Annotated in this window: 20 protein-coding genes; 8 read left to right on the top strand and 12 right to left on the bottom strand. The window is 40.1% G+C overall.

What is annotated here, in order from left to right; all coding sequences use genetic code 11:
• The first annotated feature begins 1 nt into the window (after window position 1).
• The 4 genes from JWQ34_RS05900 (at window position 2) to rseP (ending at window position 4,886) form a co-directional block, all read left to right on the top strand.
• Entirely contained in the window at window positions 2–730 is a 729-nt protein-coding gene (locus tag JWQ34_RS05900; RefSeq protein WP_299355350.1) for a glycerophosphoryl diester phosphodiesterase membrane domain-containing protein, read from the top strand.
• A gap of 3 nt (window positions 731–733) precedes the next feature.
• On the top strand, window positions 734–2,251 hold the full coding sequence (locus tag JWQ34_RS05895; protein ID WP_299355347.1) for a GH3 auxin-responsive promoter family protein: 1,518 nt from the start codon (window positions 734–736) through the stop codon (window positions 2,249–2,251).
• 73 nt (window positions 2,252–2,324) lie between these two features.
• Window positions 2,325–3,515 (top strand): 1-deoxy-D-xylulose-5-phosphate reductoisomerase, encoded by a 1,191-nt coding sequence (locus tag JWQ34_RS05890; protein WP_299355344.1) that lies wholly within the window; start codon window positions 2,325–2,327, stop codon window positions 3,513–3,515.
• A gap of 3 nt (window positions 3,516–3,518) precedes the next feature.
• Window positions 3,519–4,886 carry an RIP metalloprotease RseP gene (rseP, locus tag JWQ34_RS05885; RefSeq protein ID WP_299355341.1) on the top strand — a complete coding sequence of 456 codons (1,368 nt, stop codon included), beginning with the start codon at window positions 3,519–3,521 and terminating at the stop codon, window positions 4,884–4,886.
• A 165-nt stretch (window positions 4,887–5,051) separates the two neighbouring features.
• Here the strand turns inward: rseP and JWQ34_RS05880 are convergent, their stop codons facing one another.
• The 7 genes from JWQ34_RS05880 to trxB all read right to left on the bottom strand — a co-directional run bounded on the left by JWQ34_RS05880 (window position 5,052) and on the right by trxB (window position 13,933).
• Window positions 5,052–5,615, bottom strand: coding sequence for a DUF4199 domain-containing protein (locus tag JWQ34_RS05880; RefSeq protein ID WP_299355339.1), 564 nt, complete (start codon window positions 5,613–5,615; stop codon window positions 5,052–5,054).
• 16 nt (window positions 5,616–5,631) lie between these two features.
• The gene (locus JWQ34_RS05875) at window positions 5,632–6,300 is read right to left on the bottom strand and encodes a hypothetical protein (protein WP_299355337.1); all 669 of its coding nucleotides are present in this window, start codon (window positions 6,298–6,300) and stop codon (window positions 5,632–5,634) included.
• On the bottom strand, window positions 6,300–7,559 hold the full coding sequence (locus JWQ34_RS05870) for a dihydroorotase (RefSeq protein ID WP_299355336.1): 1,260 nt from the start codon (window positions 7,557–7,559) through the stop codon (window positions 6,300–6,302). Before JWQ34_RS05870 ends, JWQ34_RS05875 begins: the two co-directional genes overlap by 1 nt.
• A 10-nt stretch (window positions 7,560–7,569) precedes the next feature.
• Complete coding sequence (locus JWQ34_RS05865; protein ID WP_299355334.1) at window positions 7,570–9,654, bottom strand: BatA domain-containing protein; 2,085 nt, start codon at window positions 9,652–9,654, stop codon at window positions 7,570–7,572.
• A 106-nt stretch (window positions 9,655–9,760) separates the two neighbouring features.
• Window positions 9,761–10,525, bottom strand: coding sequence for a hypothetical protein (locus JWQ34_RS05860; RefSeq protein WP_299355331.1), 765 nt, complete (start codon window positions 10,523–10,525; stop codon window positions 9,761–9,763).
• Window positions 10,526–10,536: 11 nt separating this feature from the next.
• Window positions 10,537–12,840, bottom strand: a complete 2,304-nt coding sequence (locus JWQ34_RS05855; protein ID WP_299355329.1) for a family 20 glycosylhydrolase — start codon at window positions 12,838–12,840, stop codon at window positions 10,537–10,539.
• Window positions 12,841–12,976: 136 nt separating this feature from the next.
• Window positions 12,977–13,933, bottom strand: coding sequence for a thioredoxin-disulfide reductase (trxB, locus tag JWQ34_RS05850; RefSeq protein ID WP_299355326.1), 957 nt, complete (start codon window positions 13,931–13,933; stop codon window positions 12,977–12,979).
• Window positions 13,934–14,282: 349 nt separating this feature from the next.
• On the opposite strand from trxB, the gene JWQ34_RS05845 reads away from it, so the two are divergent.
• On the top strand, window positions 14,283–14,813 hold the full coding sequence (locus JWQ34_RS05845; RefSeq protein WP_299355323.1) for an NADPH-dependent FMN reductase: 531 nt from the start codon (window positions 14,283–14,285) through the stop codon (window positions 14,811–14,813).
• On the opposite strand, the gene JWQ34_RS05840 is transcribed toward JWQ34_RS05845, so the two are convergent.
• Together JWQ34_RS05840 and JWQ34_RS05835 are read right to left on the bottom strand one after the other, a co-directional pair.
• Window positions 14,800–15,180 carry an HI0074 family nucleotidyltransferase substrate-binding subunit gene (locus tag JWQ34_RS05840; RefSeq protein ID WP_299355320.1) on the bottom strand — a complete coding sequence of 127 codons (381 nt, stop codon included), beginning with the start codon at window positions 15,178–15,180 and terminating at the stop codon, window positions 14,800–14,802. The two genes, JWQ34_RS05845 and JWQ34_RS05840, sit on opposite strands and share 14 nt — an antisense overlap.
• Window positions 15,177–15,473 carry a nucleotidyltransferase domain-containing protein gene (locus tag JWQ34_RS05835; protein WP_299355318.1) on the bottom strand — a complete coding sequence of 99 codons (297 nt, stop codon included), beginning with the start codon at window positions 15,471–15,473 and terminating at the stop codon, window positions 15,177–15,179. Before JWQ34_RS05835 ends, JWQ34_RS05840 begins: the two co-directional genes overlap by 4 nt.
• 156 nt (window positions 15,474–15,629) lie before the next feature.
• Here JWQ34_RS05835 and htpG point away from each other — a divergent pair, with 156 nt between their 5' ends.
• From htpG to JWQ34_RS05820, 3 genes are all read left to right on the top strand, one after another.
• Window positions 15,630–17,513, top strand: coding sequence for a molecular chaperone HtpG (gene htpG / locus JWQ34_RS05830; RefSeq protein ID WP_299355315.1), 1,884 nt, complete (start codon window positions 15,630–15,632; stop codon window positions 17,511–17,513).
• Between the two features lie 19 nt (window positions 17,514–17,532).
• Window positions 17,533–17,931, top strand: a complete 399-nt coding sequence (locus JWQ34_RS05825; protein ID WP_299355312.1) for a hypothetical protein — start codon at window positions 17,533–17,535, stop codon at window positions 17,929–17,931.
• Between the two features lie 139 nt (window positions 17,932–18,070).
• A complete protein-coding gene (locus JWQ34_RS05820; RefSeq protein ID WP_299355309.1) occupies window positions 18,071–18,592 on the top strand; it encodes a DUF4251 domain-containing protein in 522 nt (173 codons plus the stop codon).
• A gap of 22 nt (window positions 18,593–18,614) precedes the next feature.
• Here the strand turns inward: JWQ34_RS05820 and eutC are convergent, their stop codons facing one another.
• From eutC to eat, 3 genes are read right to left on the bottom strand one after another with little or no spacing between them, the layout of a single operon-like run.
• Window positions 18,615–19,367: an ethanolamine ammonia-lyase subunit EutC gene (gene eutC / locus JWQ34_RS05815; RefSeq protein WP_299355306.1), complete on the bottom strand. Its 753-nt coding sequence runs from the start codon at window positions 19,365–19,367 to the stop codon at window positions 18,615–18,617.
• Window positions 19,364–20,737 (bottom strand): ethanolamine ammonia-lyase subunit EutB, encoded by a 1,374-nt coding sequence (locus JWQ34_RS05810; protein WP_299355303.1) that lies wholly within the window; start codon window positions 20,735–20,737, stop codon window positions 19,364–19,366. Before JWQ34_RS05810 ends, eutC begins: the two co-directional genes overlap by 4 nt.
• A 50-nt stretch (window positions 20,738–20,787) precedes the next feature.
• A complete protein-coding gene (gene eat / locus JWQ34_RS05805) occupies window positions 20,788–22,116 on the bottom strand; it encodes an ethanolamine permease (RefSeq protein ID WP_299355300.1) in 1,329 nt (442 codons plus the stop codon).
• Window positions 22,117–22,186 lie beyond the last annotated feature (70 nt).

Genomic DNA, 22,186 nt, shown 5'->3' with positions numbered 1-22,186 from the left:
CATGTATCATCCTTTTTCGGTTGCAGAAACTAGTAAAACTGCCTGGAGTATTTTTAAAAAAAACTTTGTAACTATAATTGTTTACTCATTTATATCATTTTTGCTGATTTCTGTTTTAGGTATTGTTACCGAATATGTGATCTCGCCCGAAGCCTTTGCCGGCAAAATGGCCGTATCATTTGTGATGGTATTTATACAGGCCTATACCACGCTGGGGCTTTATAAACTTATTTTTACAGTGATGGATAGTGAGTATTATGAATTTGAGTTCAGACAGGTATTACCCGCCTTTAAAAGCATAGTAAGCTATTTGACAGTAGTTTTCTTTATTGCTTTTTTAGTTACCACGTTTCACTTTTTAATGGAACGTTTGGATAACTACCCCAACATACAAACCTTACTTGAAAATGTTGCAGCCCTAATTGCGCTATACATAGCGCTACGGATTATGTTTTTTATCACATTTGCGGTTGATGATCAATCCGGCGCATTTGAATCTATCCGTCAAAGTTTTCAGTTAACAAAAGGTAACTTCTTTAAAGTATTGCTCATGCTGATAATTATTTTAGTGCTGATAGCCTTACCCGCTAAATTATCTCAGTATTATCCCATTATATCCATAGCTATTATATTTACCTATCCTTTTGTTAATATTATATTAGCAGTAACTTACCGCAAGCTGGTATACAGTCACCAGGATGTGGATGATGATATTGCCGAAACAAATTAAGTTATGGGTTTAAAAGCCATATTGAGTAAGGTATTTGCCGCATGGGTTAATACTGACCTTAACCGCATACGCAAAAACGCGGTATCGCTGCAACAAAAAACTTTCGAGCAATTAATTCAACAAGCAAAAAACACTTCTTTTGGCAAGGATCATAACTTTAGCCAGATAAAAAACTACCGGGATTTTAAAAAGCACGTCCCTATACGCGATTACGAAGAGCTTAGCCCCTACATTAAACGTGTAGCCAATGGCGAGGCCGACGTACTCTGGCCGGGGAAGCCTACTTATCTCACTAAAACATCGGGTACTACCTCAGGAGTAAAATATATACCCATCAGTAAAGAAAGCATGCCGGAGCATATAAAGGCCGCGCGTAATGCTTTACTAAGCTATATTCATGAAACCGGTAAAGCTGATTTCCTGAATGGCAAGATGATATTTTTACAAGGCAGCCCGGTGCTGGCCGAAAAAGCAGGTATTCCCACCGGCAGATTATCAGGCATTGTAGCACACCACGTTCCGGCTTATTTACAAAAAAACCGCTTGCCAAGCTACGAGATCAATTGTATTGAAGATTGGGAAGAAAAGGTAGATGCCATTGTACAGGAAACCGCAAAAGAAGATATGCGCCTTATATCAGGCATCCCCCCCTGGTGCCAGATGTATTTTGACAGGATATCGGCAATATCTGGTGGTAAAAAGATAAAAGACATCTTCCCTAATTTTAAGCTATTTGTATATGGCGGGGTTAATTTTGAGCCTTACCGCGCCCGTATGTTAGATAGTATAGGTTTTAATATTGATACGATTGAAACCTACCCTGCATCCGAAGGGTTTATTGCTTTCCAGGATTCTCAAAAAGAAAAAGGATTGTTGTTATTGGTTAATTCGGGCATATTTTATGAGTTTATCCCTACGGATGAATATTTTAATAAAAGCCCAACCCGCATTAGTTTGGAGGATGTGGAATTGGATAAAAATTACGCGCTTATATTAAATACTAATGCCGGTTTATGGGGATATAGTTTAGGCGATACCATTAAGTTTATTTCAAAGAATCCGTATAAAATAGTTGTGACCGGACGTATTAAACATTACATTTCTGCGTTTGGAGAACATGTTATTGGCGAAGAGGTTGAACAGGCATTAATGGGTGTAGCTAACCAAGAAGGGGTTGATATTATTGAATTTACAGTAGCACCACAGGTAAATCCAACACAGGGTCAATTACCTTACCATGAATGGTTTATAGAGTTTGGTACTATACCAAAAGATATGAAAGCCTTCGCGGCTAAAGTGGATAAAGCATTACAAGCAAAAAATATTTACTATTTTGATCTTATTGACGGTAACATTTTGCAACCTTTGATCATCCAAAGCCTAAAAAAAGATACCTTTATTAATTATATGCGTTCGCAGGGAAAACTTGGCGGACAAAATAAGGTACCGCGGCTGGCTAACGACAGGAAGATAGCGGACGAATTGAAAGATTATATAGCCCCTCCCAACCCTCCCCGGTAGGGAGGGCTTTAAAAAAAGTCTCCCCAACCGGGGGAGATTTAGAGGGGGCAGATGACACGTTTATATATAAGAATTGAGTAACAACATTAAAAATATAGCCATTCTTGGCTCAACAGGTAGTATAGGTACACAAGCGTTAGAGGTGATAGGCGAAAACCCATCATTGTTTAAGGCTCATGTTATAACGGCAAATAGGAATGCCTTTTTGCTGATACAACAGGCATTGCAGTTTAATCCTGCGTACGCAATTATTTGCGATGAAAGCAAATATGCCGAAGTAAAGCAAGCGTTAGCTAACACATCTGTAAAAGTTCTGGCCGGTATCAATGCAATTAATGAGGTAGTTACCCATCCCGAAATTGATATTGTACTAACCGCTATGGTTGGCTTTGCAGGTTTAGAGCCTACCATTGCAGCTATAAAAGCCGGCAAAACCATCGCGTTAGCAAATAAAGAAACGTTGGTTGTTGCCGGCGAACTAATTACCAGCCTGGCTAAACAACATAATGTTAAAATACTACCGGTTGATTCTGAACACTCGGCTATTTACCAATGCCTGGTTGGTGAAGAAAATAACCCGATAGAGAAGATCATATTAACTGCTTCTGGCGGCCCGTTCAGGGGAAAGACAAGGGCTTTTTTAGCTGATGTAACGCGTGAACATGCGTTAAAGCATCCTAATTGGGTAATGGGTGCCAAGATCACTATTGATTCGGCCACGTTAATGAACAAGGGGTTGGAAGTGATTGAAGCCAAATGGCTGTTTGATCTTAATACCGACCAGATAGAGGTGATTGTTCATCCGCAATCTATTGTACATTCTATGGTTCAATTTGAGGATGGTTCTATAAAAGCGCAAATGGGATTGCCGGATATGAAACTGCCTATACAGTATGCACTGGCCCACCCTAGCCGTTTAAAAAACAATTTCAAACGGTTTAGTTTTACAGATCACCCAAATCTTAGCTTCGAAAAGGCCGATACAGAAACTTTTAAGAATTTGGACTTAGCTTACGCAGCTTTAAACAAAGGTGGTAATATGCCTTGTATTGTAAATGCCGCTAACGAAGTTACTGTTGCTGGTTTTTTAAATAACGCACTAAGTTTTTTGGCGATGAGCGAAGTTATTGAAAGTTGCATGCAAAACATTAGCTATCAAACCCAACCTACCCTTGATGATTATTTGAATACTGACAAAGAAACACGCATATTTGCGCAAAATTTAATAAAACAGATGCCGGCAAAGGCATACAATTTAATATAAAGAATGGGTATAGTAATTATGGTTGGCCAGTTAATACTGGGACTTTCGATTTTAGTGATATTGCATGAGCTGGGCCACTTTTTAGCTGCAAGAGCGTTTGGTATTAAAGTAGATAAATTTTACCTGTTTTTTGATGCCTGGGGTTTTAGTTTATTTAAATTTACCTATAAAGATGTTGAATATGGCGTTGGATGGTTACCATTAGGTGGCTATGTAAAAATTGCCGGTATGATAGATGAATCTATGGATACCGAACAAATGGAAGGCCCGCCGCAACCGTGGGAATTTCGGTCAAAACCGGCTTGGCAGCGTTTAATTGTAATGCTGGGGGGTGTTTTTGTAAATGTAGTTTTGGCCATAGTTATTTTCTGGGTACTTACCGCACGTTTGGGCGAAACATATATACCCAATTCAAGCATTAAATATGGTATTGTGCCAGGAAAAATTGGTGTAAAAATGGGCCTTAAAGCCGGCGACCAGATTATTGCCATAAATGGTAGACCGCTTGTTAAGTTTGATAGCCTGATAAGTCCTAAAGTATTTATTGACCATACTGTGTTAACCTTGCAAAGAAACGGTAAAACTATGGATCTTACAGTTCCGACCACTCTCATCAATGATCTGGCAGATTATGGTGTAGATGGTATAGATCAATTTATAAGCCCGCTACCACGCACAAAATTCTCTATTGATTCTATCGTACCGGGCAGTGCTGCTCAAACAGCCGGTTTAATGAAGGGTGACAGTATAACCGCAGTAAACGGAGCTAAGATCACCTTTTATGACCAGTTACAAGCTGAACTTAAAAAATACGCCAACAAAAACGTCTTACTTGAAGTAAAACGTAATAACGAAGTAAAACAGCTAACCGTAGCCGTTAATAATGATGGAAAACTTGGCTCAAAAACCGGTGGCTTTGGTATATCGGCCAAATTTGATCTGCCCGAAGAAAAGACTATAAAATATGGTGTATTAGCATCTTTACCACTTGGTGCTAAAAAAGCCTGGGATAACTTCTCTATAAATATTCGCTCAATGAGTAAAGTATTTAAAGGTGAAGCTAAGTTTAACAAGGTAGTTGCCGGCCCGGTTGCTATTGCAACCATGTTTGGCAGCCATGTAGATTGGATCCATTTTTGGGGTATGGTAGGTTTATTATCTATGGCGTTGGCTATTACCAACTTGTTGCCTATACCAGCACTTGATGGCGGGCATGCTGTATTTTTAATTATCGAAATGATAAAAGGCAAGCCACTTAGCGATAAGTTCTTAGAACGTGCTCAAATAGTTGGTTTTGTTTTACTCATAACATTAATGGTGTTTGTGTTTGGCAATGATATTGTTAAACAGGTTTTGAAGAATAAACCGTAAAATAATTAATTGTCATTGCGAGGAACGAAGCAATCGCACGTTGCAAAGTGCGCTACTTTTTTTCCTTGCGATTGCCACGCTGCGCTCGCAATAACACCAAGAAGTACAAACAAAAAGGGTTCGTTTCAATTGAAACGAACCCTTTTTGTTTGTACACTTTATAGATTATACAGTAGGGTCAATCGCATCATCAATCAAATCATGAGCCGAGCGTTCTTTCTTAAATATAGCAGCACCAATTAAACCAATAATAGCACCAAATATTGGATATACTACAGCAGTACCAAAGGCAGCCATCAACGGTCCCCATTTTTTTGATATGTCCATAGCTTTATCTATTTGTTCTGACGATAGCTTGCCGCTCTCTTCCATTTTAGTTCTTGAAGCTTCAATAGCCTTGTCGAAAAAAGCAGGACTTAATACGGTACAGTATAAATAGATAAATAACGCCATAATCAATCCGGTAAATAACGCATATCTAAAACCAACCGAAAATCCTTCACCAAAGGTCATAAATCCACCTATCTCGTCTTTAAATTCTTTTTGAGCTAAAAACAAAAAGATGATAAAAGGAATGTACGCTAAGTATTTTAATGGCGAGTTTGGATCAACATTTAAAAATTCAAACGCGTAAGTAATAATAATAGCAGTTAACGCATTAATTAACGCCCACTTAGTTGCTACTTTGGTAGGATTGTTTTTTACGGGCATTGTAATTTGCTCTTCCATTGTGATTATTTTAAGGTTAAATAAATGATGTTAATATACTCAATACAGGCATATCAAATTGCTTGTCTACCGCTTTATCAGCAATTTGGTTTTTATCGTCAGCAGATGGGTTTGTGTTTTGAAAAAAGCACATCATAGGATAAAACAGTTCTTTTAGTTCAGAGTCTTCGGGCAACTTAACAGCCACCTTTGCAATCTCATCAACCGGGCTTTCCATTAAAATCTGGTGGGCTATTACAGGTTCGTAAATGCGATATTCATCCTGGAACTCATCTTCATCAACTAATAAAAATTCTTTTAGATAATCTTCCAGTTCGGGTTCGATATCCTCATCCTCACATTCATTTAAATAGAGTAATAGATTTAATAGCTCTGTACCCCTATCTAAAGTTTCCTCTTCAATATCTTCCCACTCTTTTGTATCTAAATAATCTTCCTCCAGTTTCTTTACATCGGCACTAAAGAAGTTGATCATCAGCAGGTCAAAAAACACTTCGCGTAAAACTTCAAGCTGAGCGTGATCATTAAACACGCCGTCCAAAGCATCAACCTTAGTTAAAAAGTCGTCTTCTAAAGCAAATACTGATAAAAATTCGGCATGTATTTTACTAACATCTATTCCGCTATATTTTGAAAAAGCCTGTAACGCAGCGCCAAGTGCAATTTCTATTTTTGGGTCGATCATTATATATTCGATTTAAATAAATGATTATTGTTACAAGTTAATAAAACTTGTCCTTTTAAATTCTGCCCTATGTAAGGCGAATTGTATGATTTAGACCTATTGTTTTTCTTACTGTACACCCACTCTGCATCTTTATCAAAAATTACCAGGTTGGCTTTTTGCCCGACAACTATAACCGGTACTTCAACATCAAGTATATTACGCGGGTTAACAACTAGTTTTTGTATGATCAGATCAATATCCAAGCCAGCCTTTAGAGCCAGGCACAAAGTGGTTTGAAAACCAATTATGCCAAACTCAGCCACCTCAAACTCTACGTCTTTAAATTCTATCTCGTGCGGGGTATGTTGCGATACAATGGCATCTATAGTTCCGTCCTTTAAACCCTTTATAAGCGCTTTTACATCAGCAGACGTGCGCAAGGGTGGCTTTACCTTATAAAGGCTGTCAAAGCCAGCTAAAGCCTCGTCAGTAAGCACCAGGTGGTGTGCAGCCACGTCACAGGTAACTTTTAAGCCTTTTCTCTTAGCATCCCTTATCAACTCCACAGAACGGATAGTGGATATGGTGCTGAAATGTATTTTTGAATCGGTGTACTCTGCAAGGTAAAGATCGCGGGCAATCATTAACTCCTCGGCTAATGATGGTATACCTTTCATGCCCAATAATGTGCTCATTTCGCCTTCGTTAACTTTAGCTTTTCCGGCTATGGCCGTATCTTCGGGATATGAAAATACAGTCGCTTCAAAACCTTTGGTATAAAGCATGGCCCGTTCCATCAGGCCTGCATCCTGCACCGGGCGGTTGCCGTCTGTAAAAGCTTTGGCACCGCTCAGGTACATATCATACATTTCGGCCAGGTCTTTACCCTCGCGTTTATGTGATAGTGAGCCTAATGGATATACATCAACTAAATTACCTTTTGCGCGGTTAATCAAATATTCAACTTCGGATTTTGAGTGAACGGGCGGTTGGGTATTAGGCATTAAAGCTATCCCGGTAAACCCACCTGCAGCAGCAGCGGCTGTACCGGTTTGCAGGTTCTCCTTAGTTTCAAGGCCCGGTTCGCCTATGTTACAATTCAGATCAAAAAAGCCGGGAGAGAGTTGTTTGCCTGTAGCATCGAAAATTTCAACATCGGCATTTATCGCTTTGGAAATTTCTGTAATAGTTCCGTTTTTTATTAAAATATCAGCAACTTGTTGATTAAAAGATGAGTTGGGATCAACGATTGTAGCGGATTTGATAAGCAAATTCATTAGCGCTGCTTTATGTGTGGATTGAGGGCGATTTTTCGTTCTGCAAAGCTATTGTTTTATCGGTCCCGATAGCTATCGGGATATACCTGGTAAGCAATATTTCGGCAGCCAGAAAAATCAATGCCAAAATTATACAAAGTTTCCATAATTGCACACCAAAATCTGCCTGGCTTACAATATCTTTTACAGAACCCTTATTGGTTTCAATAACATCGCCTTTATCGGGCAATATTTTATTGAGTTCGGCAGGTGTATAATAGCTCAGATCCGACTCGCCCCTGTTATCATTAAAAGCCATTACAGAAACTGTACTATCCTGTTTTTTAAGTTCATAAAGGCCGGTTTCCTGCAATTGGTCTGATACATATAACAGCGTACTTCCCTCCTGCTGTTTTACATCAGGAATAATGCTTTGCTTGCCTTTAATTAATTTAAGTAATTGTTTTTCTGACGACTGTATAGGCGTAGTTTCAATAGTTTCATCATGACCTAACGAATAAAACAAAGGCTGATCATGGCCGCTTAACAGCGCTATCCTAAACATTATCGGCACAAAAAGCGCGTGTCGAGGTAGGTTACTAAAATCTTCGTTTAACGGCACGGCTGATACGTACACTTTTCCTTTACCATTATTATAGCCGGCCCAAAAAGCCTGGGCACCCGGCAACTGCATTATATTTTCATTACTGCCTGATGAATTGCTTAGCTGGTAATATTTCTTCACTATAGGAAGATCCGGGTTTGTGGGCAGATCTTCGAAGATGTTTTTAAACACCGGGTTTTGCAGATTCAATGCCGATACCTTAATGTTTTCTGTTACCAGTTTTTCAGGATAAGCGGCACTCATCCGTTGCAGAAATAATTTATAGCTTGCCAAATCGGCATCTGCAGGCGGGAACACCACTAATGTACCGCCCTTGTTTACATAGCTTTTTAACTGCTGTGATAAACCTGCGGATACTGCTTTAACATCACTTATAACTATTAACGGATAAGTTGTTAAACCGGCATAGTCAACATTGCCATCGGGCACGCGGTTGGCATTAAAGAATTGGTCGGCACCAAAAACGGCTTTTAAATAAGGGTTAGCTGTGCCACCATCAATCAATAACACCGGCATCTGTTGTTTTACATTAAAGCTAAAGTAAAACTGATTATCAAAAGTAACCGGGTTATCCTGTAAAGTTATCTCGCCACGTTGCCAACCCGGTTTTAATCCCGAAAAGGTAAGCGTATCTGTTTGGATAGATCGGGCATTAATAGTGAAACCACCCAACGCTTTTTGCTCGCCATTAATAGATAATTTAAGCGGTATTTTAGTTGAGTTTTCGCCGGCATAGTTATGCAGTTTTACTACCAATTTCTCTGTTTCGCCGGGGCGATGTATAGCGCTTAACAACCATACTGAATCAACCGCTACATTAGCTTGTGTGTTAGCGTTTAACTGAACCAGGCTAACGTGTATGCCGGTATCAACTTTTAATGGTTGGCCGTTAGTAATATTCTTTTGAAAATCGGATACAACATCAATAGATCTACTTGCACCAGGTTGCGTGGTTAATAAATTTTGCTGCCTGTCAATGATCTGCTGCAAAGTTCGGCTGCGCGGGCTGATCTTAACCGCATCTACAGCATCATTAAACTCATCACGGCTTAATAGACGTTGATGCTTCCCTTCAAAATCCTGCGTAATTAGCTGAAACTTATCATTCATTGAGTAAGCCGATACAATTTCTTTAGCGCGTCGTTTAGCTTCGTCAAGCAAAGAGCCTTCCCTGTTTAGGGTTTGCATGGAATACGAATTATCTAAAAAGATACTGATGTTGCGCTGCGCCCCGGCATTGGTATTGCTGTTTTTTGATATGTAAGGTCTGGCAAATGCCAGCACCAAAAAAGTAAGTGCCAGTAAACGGGCGGCTAATATTAATCGCTCTTTTAAGTTTTTTCGGGATGATTGTTGTTCCTGAATTTCTTTAAGGAACTGGACGTTACTAAAATAAACCTTTTGGTATCGCCTGAAATTAAACAAGTGAACCAATATAGGGATGGCCAGAGATATTAATGCAAATAAAAAAGCCGGGTATAGAAAGTGCATTTTTTAATGGCTAGCAGACGATATTCAAATGTATAAAATTAAATGCATAGAGACGCAAAGCATTGCGTTTCCGATTTGAATTTTAGAAACGCAAAGTATTGCGTCTCTACGAATGATGGTGTCGTTTTTTTTTCTTCTTTTTATGAACCTCGGCTTTGTGATGTTTTTTCTTTTCTGTTTTTTTGGCTTTAGCAGGTTTATCTTCAGCCGTTTTTTTAACCGCTGGTATAGATACAACTTTGTCTTTTATTGACGTTGAATCCTTACTTAGCTGTTTAACATTAAAACTATTATTGTTTAAACTGTACTCTAACTTGCGCTTAGCGGCTGTTGGTTTAGCTGTTGCACCACTTCCCTCATAAATTGGGAACTCTCTTATAAACTTACCTTCGGATATGTAGAAATTATCATTGCCACGATAACCTTTACGTTGCGAGCTGGTTAATTTAGGGAAATCAAGTTTTTGCACCCTGCCTTCATAAAATTCAAAAGCATAAATGGTGGTATAGTTGATGGTATCTTTCCGTTTTGCCTGTATCAATATTTCGGGGTGACCGTCAATATCCATATCAGCATTATAAACATCTACTATCTGGCCATTCAAATCGCCGGTTGTGGTGGTGTATTTTCTGCCTGATGAATCTGAGTGTAATATCATAAAAGCACCTGTATCAACCGCACCCCTTCCCCAGCTTAATATATCATAAGACTGTCCGGGAGCTACCTCAATCATTTTATGAAACTTAAAGGGGGCCATCACTGCCGCAGCTTTAGGCATGTTATCCAGGTTGGAAGGCTTCTTTTGTTCCTGCGCACAGCCTGCAAGCATAGTGCAGCCTATCAGTGTAAAAAAACAAAACCTTACGTTCATATCCTTTTTCATTAATTAGATAGCAAATCAGACCCTAACTCGCCGGTTGGTTTGCCCGGTATGGTAATAAACACTTTCAGGCTACCTGTAGTACCTATGTTAAAATATTTCAAAGTAAACTTGTGATAGCCTTTTTGTAAAGCTATAGCCCCGTTTTTGGCACTAATCGGATGCTTGCCATCATTATCAACAACCAATTGGTCATCAATTAATAATGTAGACCCATCATCAGACGAAGTTGAAAAACCATAAACACCATCTGTGTCTATACGTACATAACCACTATATATTATAGCAAAGCCGGTTCCTTTTCTAAATTGATTGATATTAAAGCTCTTAGCAATTAATGAATCGGCACCTTCAGCGGATAATTTAAAATCGTTAGTGCTGTTATACTCACCCGGAAAAAGCTCATAGCGTAAGCCGGCACTTGTCCCTTTATAAACAACCGGCGCTAGTGGCGCTTTGTTATAAACTACTGTTTTGGTAACCACACTGCGTTTGCCGGTTGGTGTTATTACAATGGTTTGCAATTCGCGATATTGATCTGCAGGTACATTGTAGGTCATTGGTATAGTATATTCATTATCAGTTTCGCGTGGGGTATAACCATCAATGGTATAATACACTTTGGCTCCTTTTACAGATGGTGCTAAATTTACAGTTAACTTATCGCCAAAATACACGGTATCCGTTGCACCAATGGCAGTAGGAACACGGTAATCAAAGCCATTTTTATCTAACCAAGCTAAGTGTGACGGTAAACGGGTGTCTGCAAAGTCTACAAAGTTTTTATTCGCTAAAGATGTCCATGCTACTTCTGACAAGGCCATCATACGCGGTAATAGCATATACTGTACCTTGTTTTCTGTGGCGATATATTCGGTCCATAGGTTTGCCTGTACGCCCAGTATATGCTTTTTCTGATCATCATTCAAAGCCTCGGGGGTTGGGTCATACCTGTATGTTCTGGACAGCGGTGTAAAACCACCAATACTTAATGGCTCGGTACTTAACTTACCTTGAGCAGCATCAATATACATACCGCCGCTTCCTGGAGTCATTATAACATCATGGTTTTGTTTGGCGGCATCAATACCACCCTGCTCACCTCTCCAACTCATTACGGTAGCGTCAGGTGCAAGGCCACCTTCAAGTATCTCATCCCAGCCAATGATCCTTCTGCCTTTTGAGTTTACAAATTTCTCTATCCGTTGGATAAAATAGCTTTGCAAACCGTGTTCGTCTTTCAGCTTTAACTTCTTGATCAGTTGTTGACAAAATTTAGATTCCTTCCACACATCCTTTGGCGCTTCATCACCGCCTATGTGGATATATTTGCTTGGGAAAAGATCTATTACCTCCGTTAGTACATCTTCCAGGAAACCGAAGGTTTTTTCGGACGGGCAATAAACATTTCTGAATACACCCCATGTGCCTTGTACCTGGTAATTTAAAGTAGGTTCACAACCCAACTCAGGATATGAAGCTAATGCAGCCATGGCATGGCCCGGCATTTCAATTTCAGGAATTATGGTAATATACCTGGCATCGGCATATTTTATAACATCACGTATTTCGTCTTGCGTATAATAGCCACCATAAGGGGTATTGTCAAACTGTTGTGGGGTACGGTCATGGTAGTTACCTATTACGGTCTCTGCACGGCGGCTGCCTATCTCTGTTAACTTAGGATATTTCTTGATCTCAATCCGCCAGCCCTGGTCATCGGTTAAATGCCAGTGAAAGGTGTTTAATTTGTAAGCTGCCATCAGATCGATATACTTCTTTACAAACTGTACAGAAAAAAAGTGACGACAAACATCCAGCATCAATCCGCGATAGCCAAAGCGAGGGTAATCTTCAATCAGCACACATGGTAGTTTAGCAACAGCGCCTTTATCAGCTGGTATTAGTTGTATAAGAGTTTGTATGCCATAAAACAAGCCGGCACCTTTAGCGGCGATGGTTATGTTAGTTGGGGTTATTGTTAGGCGATACCCTTCGGCAGGTAAATTGTCTGTACCTGCACTGGTAAGTACTATGCTATTACTCACACTTTGCCCGGAATTTAGCTTTACCGGAATATGCAGCGTGGCTATATTTTTCAAATAATCTGATAAAAAAACAACTGCTTTGTTGTTTACCGAATCAGCAAATATTTGTGTTTCCTGGCTCAGTACAAAGGTACCCGTGGCCTTTTTAATAGATAACGGCGCGGGTATTATCCCCAGGTTAGGGTCAGTGTTTTGAGAATGCGCAGCAATAGAAAAACTAAACGAAGCAACCAGTAGCAGAATTATTTTTTTATACATAATTATAGATTGATCAATAATTTAAGCTGGTGAAGTTAAATATTTTAAAAAAATAACCCAGTGTATCTTGTAAAAAATATGCACAAAAAAAGGCTGCCTGTATAGACAACCTTAATATGCTGTATTTAAAGCTTAATTAAGCGGTTACAATATGCTCTTTTGCTGCCAGATAACGCTCGGCATCTATGGCAGCCATGCAGCCGGTGCCTGCCGCGGTAACGGCCTGGCGGTAAATATGATCCTGCGCATCGCCGCAGCAAAATACACCTTCAATATTGGTTTGGGTTGAACCAGGTCTGGTTAGGATATAACCGGTTTCGTCCATATCAATAAAGCCTTTAAAGATATCTGTATTCGGGGTATGCCCAATAGCTACGAAAAAGCCGGTAACATCCAGTGTTCTTTCTACATTGGTTTTGGTGTTGATTACCTGTACACCGTTTACACTTTGTCCATCGCCCAATATCTCTTTGGTTTCGGTATTATATAGTATCTCAATGTTATGCGTATTAACCGTACGGTGTACCATCGCTTTTGAAGCGCGGAACTCATCCCGCCTAACAATCATATATACCTTGCGGCATAATTTAGCCAGATAGGTTGCTTCCTCGGCAGCGGTATCACCAGCGCCCACTATGGCAACGTCTTGACCTTTAAAGAAGAACCCATCGCATACCGCGCAGGCAGATACACCAAAACCGCTGTATTTTTGTTCAGACTCTAAACCCAACCATTTAGCAGACGCGCCGGTTGATATGATAACCGTATCAGCCAATATAGTTTTGTTTTCATCAACCGTAACTTTATGCGGCAGACTTGAAAAATCAACCGAGCTTACGTAACCAAAACGAATATCGGTACCTAAACGCTCGGCTTGCTGGCGAAAGTCTTCCATCATATCAGGTCCCATAATCCCTTGCGGATAGCCGGGGAAGTTCTCTACATCAGTTGTTTGGGTAAGCTGGCCGCCGGCTAACATCCCGGTGTACATAACCGGTTTCAGATCAGCACGAGAGGCATATATAGCAGCAGTATATCCTGCAGGACCCGACCCGATGATCAGGCATTTTACACGTTCAATATTTTCAGACATCTTTTAAAAATGAAGCACAAAAGTAGCATTTATTGCGATGCTTGCCAATAGGCATTAGTCAGTATATTGCCATTAGATTTTGGGGATGTTTACTGATTCACAAAAAGCGAATCACTTTGAATCACCTGAATCACTTTTTGATTATAAATATCTGTAAATAAGTGTTTTATAAAAACAGAGTAAATCACCCTGAATCAGTACAAAAACTTCAGATAAGAACATTAAGGTATTGTAATATAATAACTTATGTAATTTTAGTAAGATTTCAAAATTCAGAGTGAATCACTTTTGTGAATCACTCACATTCGTTATTTTCGGTTCCATATTATAAATTGCCGGCACTAAAACCATGAAAAATATCTTAGCTATATCGGGCAGTTTACGCCAGGGATCATCCAACCATGCCATTTTGCAATACTTAGGTTCGATAGTTCCTGCGGATATTGAATATGCCATTTATAATGACCTTGCTTTAATACCCGCCTTTGATCCGGGACTAGATACTGATAGCCCGCCCGCGCCGGTTGTAGCATTACGCAAATTATTAACCGAAGCCGATGGCCTCATTATCTGCACACCCGAATATGCCTTTGGTGTACCCGGCGGGTTAAAAAACATGCTGGACTGGATGGTATCAAGCAGCACGCTGGTTGATAAACCCATCGCTTTAATTACGGCATCATTAGGCGGCGAATATGCTCATGCCTCGCTCCTGCTTACTTTAGGTGCTTTGTCTGCAAATGTTATTGCTGATGCTACTTTGCTGATCCAATTTATTCGGTCAAAAATGGATAATGATGGAAATGTTAAGGATGAGGAGACGTTGAAGGATTTGAAAGACGTACTGGATGCTTTTCTAAAGGCGCTTAGTCAACCATAGCTTTCAATAAAGTAAGCATAGCATTATAATATTCAGGCAACTCCGAAAACAAACTATCAGCTAACTTTTGATTGTAAGTATGTACAGATAGGTTACGCTTAGTAATTATGGTCGACCATGTTGATTCATCGTCAATAACCTTTTCTGTATAAGCCGCGTTAAAAACCGATTTCGGACTATTCAGATCAACTATGCCTCTGCGCTGCAAATATTGCTTTAACGTTTTCCATGAAAGGTCATAACAATATTCAAAACGCTGTATAGCTCCATCACGTTCCAATTGTGATGGAGCATCTAATAATGATTCTTTAAAGGTTTTTAACGCCTGGTCAAAAGTGGCTAATTTATCTTCAAAATAATCACTCATAGCCATTCTACGTTTTTTAATGCAACCGCTTTAAATTTATCTTCTACATTATGAAAGTCAACCAAATCTATTTTATATAGCATTGGCAAATCTTCAATAGCATTACTTATCCTGACAAAATTTATAGCAGGAATGGCTTTGTCCGCAAGTATACCAACATCAATGTCAGAACGAATAAGTTCAGTTTTATTTGCCTGAGAACCAAAAATAAAAGCACGATAAGAAATATCCCGAAGATTATCTTCAAGCACTTCTTTTAGCCATTGCTTTATTTGTTGCCTGCGATTTGTCATTATGCCAAATATAAGAATTTTGCATCAACCTGAATTTACATGATTTTTTTATTTCAAAACCTCTACTGACAATTTGACAAACATTCCCCTTTGGAACGTTCATTGATATGCAGGGTTGTTACTAAACATTAACCCTGAAATTAGATAAATAAAATTATGCAAGAAAAAGGAACCATTTCGATCCATACCGAAAACATTTTTCCGATAATTAAAAAATTCCTGTACTCTGATACCGAGATATTTTTACGTGAACTGGTATCGAACGCTGTTGATGCTACCCAAAAAATTAAACGCCTGGCTTCATTAGGCCAATACAATGGCGAGCTTGGCGAGCTGCGGGTTGAGATTGCTTTTGATGAAAAAGCAAAAACCATTACCATATCTGACAATGGTTTGGGTATGACCGCCGAAGAAATAAAAAAATACATTAACCAGATAGCATTTAGCGGCGCTACCGAGTTTATGGAGAAGTTTAAAGAAGCTAAAGATGCCAACGAGATCATCGGCCGCTTTGGTTTAGGCTTTTACTCTGCATTTATGGTGGCCGATAAGGTTGAAATACAAACCTTATCATACCAGGATGGTGCCGAGCCTGCACACTGGATCTGCGATGGCAGTACCGAATTTGAAATAAGCGAGGGCAGCTTAGAAGAGCGCGGAACTGAAATCACCCTGTATATCAATGCCGAATCTGAAGAGTTTTTAAGTAAACATCGTTTACAGGAAATACTGGATAAATATTGCCGTTTCTTACCTGTGCCGATCATCTTTGGTAAAAAAACCGAGTCTGTTGAGGATGGCGTTGACGAAGAAGGCAAACCAAAATATACAGATGTTGAGGTTGATAATGTAATTAACAACACCAGCCCAATCTGGACGAAAGCGCCGTCTGAATTAAAAGATGAAGACTATTTGGCATTCTACAAAGAGTTGTATCCGTTTAGCGAGGACCCATTGTTTTGGATCCATCTGAATGTTGATTATCCGTTCAACTTAACCGGGGTATTGTACTTCCCTAAGCTGAAAAAGGATTTCGAGATCCAACGTAACAAGATCAAATTATTCTCAAGACAAGTATTTATTACCGATGAGGTAAAAGATATTGTGCCCGAGTTTTTAATGTTGTTGCATGGTATCATTGATTCGCCAGATATCCCATTGAACGTATCGCGAAGCTTTTTACAAGCCGATAGTAACGTTAAAAAGATAAACAGCTACATCACCAAAAAAGTAGCTGATAAATTGGCAGAACTGTTTAAAAACGACCGTAAGGGTTACGAAGAAAAATGGACCGACATTGGCCTGTTTGTTAAATACGGCATGGTGAGCGAAGATAAATTTTACGATAAAGCAAAAGACTTTGTTTTGCTAACCAATACAGCTAAAGAAAACTTTACGTTAGCCGAGTATAAAGACAAAGTAGAGCCGGTGCAAACTGATAAAGACGGCCAGTTGGTGTACATCTACACTAACGATCCATCTAAGCAAGATGCTTTCATCCAATCGGCTAACAGGAAAGGCTATGATGTTTTATTGATGGATTCGCCTATCGACACACATTTTGTAAGTCACTTAGAGCAGAAACTGGAGAAAACATCGTTAAAACGTGTTGATGCTGATGTGGCTGATAAACTGATTAAAAAAGATGATGCCTTAGCGCATGTTTTAACCGAAGAAGAGGCTACCAAAGTAAAAGCAATTTTTGATAAAGCGATAAACCGCCCGGCTTATAAAGTTGAGCTGGAAAGCTTGAACCCTGACGAGTTACCGGTTACCGTAACCATGGACGAGTTTATGCGCCGTATGAAAGATATGGCAGCCATGGGCGGCGGTATGGGCTTTTATGGCAGTATGCCCGATAATTACAAGGTAGTAGTTAATGGCAACCATAAATTGGTAAGCCGTATATTACAGGATGAAAACGAAGAGGTACAGTCGCAATTAGCTAAACAAGCTTTTGACCTGGCTTTGCTATCACAAGGTTTATTAACCGGTGCAGATTTGACGGAGTTTGTTAACCGCAGTGTTAATTTGATATAATATTATCGCCTGAAATAATATGGCAACGGTAACCTATAATGTACCACCAGAACTAATTACTAAACTGACCGATGGCCAAACCGCCATCGGTCAGTTTTTATTGGACGTTTTTGCTGTAAACAGTACGGTTAATACTGAGCTGATTTGTGCTGAACTAGTTGCCTTTCATGATGGTGACGGTGGTTCGCCCGAGGTTAAACAATTCGATATTTTACCGGAAGAAGTTATATACGATCCTGAAACACATAAAGGCAAGGTTACTTTTCGCTACAGGGTGCGTTTCTTTTTTGGATGTTCGGATATCAACAGCGATGAACCGGCTAACGAAAAGGCTGATTTTGAAGTGGATCTGATCAATAATATACTGGCCGTACATATTCATGACCCAATAAGGCGCGATACTATTGATGAGTTTTAACTTATCAAATATTAATATTAAAGCCGCATATAAATATTTATACGCGGCTTTGTTATTTATAAAATATTATTAAGTAATTTTATATAACCAAACGAAACCCATTCGTTATAAACCAGTTAAACCTTTAAATCTCATTGTTATGAAAAACTTAAAAGTATTTTGCATTCTGTTAGTTTGTGCTTTAAGCTTTAATGTAAGTTATGCGCAAAAAACCAAAGCTGAGAAGAAAGCTGCTAAAGCTGCCGATGTTTCAAGAATAGTAAACGCTATGAATTATCGCTTTGTAGCTAACTATGTAATCCCGGCAAGTATGCCATCGCGCGCTTTAACCAGCGATTATGATGTTACCGTAAATAAAGATAAACTGGATATATACCTACCCTATTTTGGCCGTGCATACGTAGCCCCGCGTGACCTGAATGATGGTGGCCTTAAATTAAAAACAACCAAGTTTGACTATAATGCCAAACCCGATAAAAAAGGCGGTTGGGATATCACCATTAAACCACAGGAGAATAGCATAAGTGGTGTTAAAGATATCCAACAGTTAATTCTAAACGTACAATCTGACGGTTATGCATCATTGCATGTTAGCCCGCTTAATAAACAGCCTATTTCTTATAATGGTTATATTGAGGAAGCAAAGGAACGAAGTAAATAATTCATCTAATAATGCAGGTTTGTTATTCGCCTAATAAACCTGCATTATCCTTTAATTCTACCCCCGATAGTTTTCTCCTGAAAGCCTCCTGTACTAAATAAAAGATCTTTTTTGATGCCTGCTTATAGCTAAGTCCTTTAGGGCGAATGTTAGATATGCAGTTACGCGACTCGTCAGTTAGCCCCGGTATAGGCGCATAAGTTAAATAAGCGCCTATACTATCTGCCGAGCTTAAACCCGGGCGCTCACCAATTAATATCAGGGATAGTTTAGCATTTAAGGCCGATGCTATTTCATCGCCTATGGCAACCCTACCCTGTTCAACCAAGGTAATATCTGCCAGTTTCAGTCCGGCTGATCTGAGCGTCGGTATTAATACTTCCAATAACCCAATTACATTACTATTAATTGCTGTCGCGGATAACCCATCGGCAATAATAATGGCTATATCGTTGGCTTGTGTATGATCTGCTAAGTGTAGTATAGATTCTTCATTCAATTTTCTTCCAAAATCCGGCCGTTGCAAATATTGTTCACGATAGCCAGCCATGCTATGTAAATGCAATACCGGCAAGTCAAATTGTTTTAATTGATCGGTTAAGCAAGTTATATCCAGTTCAGAATATACCGCATCACGTGCGTGGGCATGAGCCAGCTTAAATGCTAACGACTGTTTTAAGGGTATACTGGTACCTGCCCTGCCAATCGCTATCCGTGCAGCGGTAAACTCTTGTAGGGCAATTAACTGCTCTGCTGATTTGATAACCTTTTTCATCCTTTACCCCCTAACAACCCATGCGCGGCGTTAACTGATAACAGGTTGCCCTTATCATCAATAATTCCCTGCTTCATCAGCCATAACTCAAACTCTGGCGCTGGCCTTAGTCCTAAAACCTTGCGTAAGTATAACGCATCATGAAATGAGGTAGATTGATAATTCAGCATAATATCATCAGACCCCGGGACGCCCATAATAAAGCTGCAACCGGCTACGCCTAGCAGCGTAAGCAGGTTATCCATATCATCCTGGTCGGCCTCGGCGTGGTTGGTATAGCACACATCAACACCCATGGACAGGCCAAGCAGTTTCCCGCAGAAATGATCCTCTAAAGCGGCACGAATAATTTGCTTGCCATCATATAAATACTCGGGGCCAATAAACCCCACAACGGTATTTACCAATAAAGGGTTATACTTCCGGGCAACAGCGTAAGCCCTGGCCTCGCAAGTTTGCTGATCTACCCCAAAATTAGCATTTGCCGATAGCGAGCTACCCTGCCCGGTTTCGAAATACATTACATTATTACCAACCGTGCCACGGTTTAATGATAGCGTGGCGGCGTAAGCCTCGTCCAGTAATGCCATGTCGATGCCAAAGCTTGAATTGGTTTTCTCGGTCCCGGCGATGGATTGAAAACAAAGATCAACCGGCGCACCTTCGTTGATTAATTGAATAGTTGTGGTAATATGGCTCAACACGCACGATTGCGTAGGTATATCAAACTGCTGCCGGAGCGTATCTATTAAATTAAGCAAATTAGCCACTGCCGCCGGGCTATCCGTAGCCGGGTTTATACCTATCACGGCATCGCCACTGCCATATAGCAAGCCATCAATTATACTTGCCGCCACACCTTTTGGATTGTCCGTAGGATGATTGGGTTGCAGGCGGGTAGAGAAATGGCCAGTTAAACCTATCGTATTTCTAAACCTGGTAACTACCTCACATTTTTTTGCTACCGCGATAAGGTCCTGGTTGCGCATTAGTTTTGATACCGCTGCCGCCATTTCGGGGGTAATACCTGCAGAGATCTGTTGCAAAGTTTCAGTAGTGGTATGATCGCTTAACAGCCAGTCGCAAAAATCGCCAACGGTTAGGTGGCTTATGGGTTCAAAAGCTTCGGTATTGTGGGTGTCGATGATGAGGCGGGTAATTTCGTCCTTTTCGTACGGAATAACCACTTCGTTCAAAAAGGTTTTTAGCGGTACATCAGCCAATGTTATTTGCGCAGCCACGCGTTCTTCATAAGTAGCAGCGCATACCCCCGCCAACTCATCACCCGACCGGCAGGGCGATGCTTTAGCCAGCAGATCTTTTAAATCTGCAAATTGGTATACTTTGCTTTTTATGGTGTGGCGGTACATTATTGGTTCATTAGTTCAATGGTTTATTAGTTCATTGGTGGGATAGCGATTTAACGCTCCAGCAATACATCATCCATTATTTTCATTTTATGTTTTCCCATCAGCATAAAGATAGTTAGCGCAACGGCTAATATGGCAAAGAATATCAAGCTAACTGTAACGTTAAAATACATGATAGCGAATAAACAAACCACCGATATCACCAATGCCGTTGCCGGAAAGATGGGATAAAACGGCGATATAAAGGGCCGCTCTAACTGGGGTTCCTTTTTCCTTAAAATAAACAGGCTTGTCATACTCATTAAATACATCACCACCGCGCCCAATACAGATAACACTAATATTTGATCCATTGTGCCAATATATATCGCAATAAAGCTAACCATGCCACTGCCTATTAAGGCCCAGTGCGGTGTTTTAAATCGGGTGTTTACATTGCCTAATGTTCTTGGCAAGTAGCCACTACGGGCCATGGCAAATACTTGTCTCGACGATGCCAATATGATACCATGTAAAGAAGCTATTAATCCAAACAAACCTATACCTGCAAACAGTTTGGTTAGACTGTTATTATCGCCCAATACAATACCTATTGATGCCGGTAACGGGTAAGCCAGGCTATCCAGCTTATGCCAGTCGGTAATGCCGCCGGTTAATATCATTACAGCTAAGGCCAGCACTACCAGCGTTAATATGGCCGATATATAACCTTTGGGGATATTCTTTTTAGGTTCCTTAACCTCTTCTACTACCATAGCTACCCCCTCAATAGCTAAGTATAACCAAACAGCATAAGGCAAGGCCGCAAACACGCCCGACCAGCCAAATGGCATCGGATCAGCCATAAAATTGCTCATTTTAAAATGCGGCGAAACTATGCCCATATATAATATCAATTCGGCAACGGCCAGGATAGTAATAAAAACTGAGAACATTCCCGACTCTTTCACCCCGGATATATTTAGCAAAATAAAAGCAGTGTTAAATATCAAAGCCGACTGCATAACCGGTATCACCGGGTATAAAAAATGGAGATAACTGCCTAAGGATATAGCTATAGCGGGTGTAGCTAATAAAAAATCTATCAATGTGGCATATCCGGCAATCAATCCGCCAAATGGCCCCATGGCACGGTAAGCATAGGCAAAAGCCCCACCCGCGTGTGGTATAGCGGCGGTAAGCTCCGTATAGCTAAAAATAAAGGTGACGTACATAATGGTAACCACTATAGTAGCTATCAACAACCCGATAGTACCGGCTACAGCCCAGCCCAGGTTCCAGCCAAAATACTCGCCGGATATGACCAGCCCAACCCCTATTGCCCATAAATGTACAGGCTTTAATACCCGTTTTAATTGTTCTGTACCGGTACCTGCCATAAGCCTGATTACGTGTTTGTTATTGCAGGGTTAAGATAGTGATTGAACCAGGTATTTCAAAATGGCACGC

This window comes from Mucilaginibacter sp. (assembly GCF_028288185.1).
In the GTDB taxonomy this organism is placed as follows: domain Bacteria; phylum Bacteroidota; class Bacteroidia; order Sphingobacteriales; family Sphingobacteriaceae; genus Mucilaginibacter.
This window is presented reverse-complemented; position numbering and strand designations above follow the sequence as displayed.